1 protein-coding gene and 1 pseudogene are annotated in these 2,022 nt (G+C 74.8%); both read right to left on the bottom strand.

Features of this window, described 5'->3' with window-relative positions; translation table 11 throughout:
- Window positions 1–1,638, bottom strand: a 1,638-nt coding sequence (locus tag U9977_RS08805; RefSeq protein WP_322748704.1) for an FHA domain-containing serine/threonine-protein kinase, incomplete at its 3' end; no start/stop codon positions are given.
- Window positions 1,635–2,022: pseudogene (locus tag U9977_RS08800) on the bottom strand (hypothetical protein); the annotation flags it as partial. The gene U9977_RS08805 and the pseudogene U9977_RS08800, both read right to left, overlap by 4 nt.

The following is a 2,022-nucleotide window of genomic DNA, read 5'->3' as shown; positions in this document are numbered from 1 at the left end:
CTCGACGAGCGTGCCGCCCTGCAGGTGCAGCAGGGCGTGCCCGATGCCGACGATGTCCCCGGCCCCGATCGTGGCCGCCTGGCTGATCCGGTGGCCGTTGACGAATGTGCCGTTCCAGCTGCCGAGGTCGAGGATCCGATGCTCGGTCCCGACCTGGCGCAGCTCGGCGTGCCGGCGCGAGACGAGCGGGTCGGTGAGCACCACGTCGCACTCGGACGCGCGGCCGATGACGACTGGTGCCGCCCCGACCGGGTGCAGCGCCGTGGCCTTCCGCCCCCACCACGTCCCGCCCTGGCTCGGCCCGGCGGGGGTGCCCGGCGCCCGTGCCGTCGGCGGTAGCCCGGAGGGTGGGGTGCCTGTCGCCTGGGCCGCGGGCGACGGCGCGGCGGTAGCCGGCCGCATCACATGGTGCCTGGTTACGAAGAGCGCGGTGGGTGCGGGCGGCATCGACGGCGAGGCTGGGGGCGTCGACGGTGGGGCCTGCGGCGTCGACGGTGGGGCGCTTCTGGCCTGCCACCAGCCCGATGCGGGTGCGGTCGGCGCTGCGGGCGGCATCGACGGCGAGGCTGGGGGCGTCGACGGTGGGGCCTGCGGCGTCGACGGTGGGGCGCTTCTGGCCTGCCACCAGCCCGATGCGGGTGCGGTCGGCGCTGCGGGCGGCGCTGGCGCTGGAGCTGGAGCTGGAGGAGGCGGGGCCGGGGCCGCGGGGGCGGCGTTCGTGCGCGTCCACCACCTGCCGCCCGTGGCCGGTGCTGCGGGCGGCCACCCCGACGCCGCCGGGATCGATGCCGCCGGGATCGATGCCGTCGGGCTCGCAGACCCGAGGGCGGCGCGGGCAGCGGCCGCGAACACGGATGCGGCGGAATGCCGGTCGGCCGGGGCCTTCGCCATGCCCTGTGCGATGACGGCGTCGAACGCTGCCGGCGCCCCGGGCCGCACGGCAGACAGGACGGGCGGCGGGTCCTCCAGATGCGCCCTGATCACCCCGAGCCGCTCGGCTGTGACGAACGGCCTGCGTGCGGTCAGGCTCTCGAAGAGAAGGCAAGCCAGCGAGTAGACGTCCGCCCGGTGGTCGACCCGCTCGGACAGGAACCGCTCGGGCGCCATGTACTCGATCGAGCCGATCGCCGCCCCGGTCGCGGTCATTCCGGCGCTGTCGACCGAGCGGGCGATCCCGAAGTCGACGAGGTAGACGAAGTCGGTCGGACGGCCGCGACCGGCGCACAGCACGTTGGACGGCTTGACGTCGCGGTGCACCAGCCCGTCGGCGTGCGCGGCGTCCAGCGCGGAGGCGATCTGCTCTACGACGTAGACGGCTGTCTGCGGGTCGAGCGGCCCACCGCGCAGGACGGTGCCCAGGTGGGCACCCTCCACCAGACGCATGTCGATGAAGAGCTGGCCGTCGATCTCGCCGTGGCGGTGGATCGGGATCACATGCGGCTCGCGTAGCTGCGCCACCGCCTCGGACTCCCGGCGGAACCGCTCGGTGTACTGCGGGTCCCCGGCCAGGCTCGGGAGCAGGAGCTTGAGCGCCACCATCCGCTGCTGCCCGGTGTCGTACGCCCGGTAGACCTCGCCCATCCCGCCGCGGCCCAGCAGCTCCTCGATGCGGTACGGGCCGAACATTCGCTGTGTCATCGCGCCTTCCCCGGTGGTTGTCGCCGCCGCCGTCGTCGTCGCCGGACCATGAGGGCGAGAATGGAAACAAGAATGATCAGATCTGGCACGATGGCGTGCAGCACGGCGAGATTGATGAGCGCACCGGCGATCAGGACACTGCCGAACACCCAGGCCAGCGCCGCGACCACTGCGCGCAGCACCCGCCCGGCGTCGGCTGCCCGCGCTGGGGCCGGCTGCGTTGGGGCCGGCTGCGTCGGGGCCGGCTGCGTCGGGGGCGGCTGCGTCGGTTCGGGCTGCGGCCCGGTTGGCTGCTGCCACCACACGGGCTGCCCCGTCGGCCGGGGACCGGGCTGGGGGCGGGGCCGCGGCCACGCGGTGGTGGGCTGGGGCTGGGGCTGGGGC

The sequence above is a fragment of the Protofrankia sp. Cas8 genome, assembly GCF_963555845.1.
GTDB lineage: Bacteria > Actinomycetota > Actinomycetes > Frankiales > Frankiaceae > Protofrankia.
Note: the sequence above shows the minus strand (reverse complement) of the source record. Positions and strands in the feature narration are given on the sequence as shown.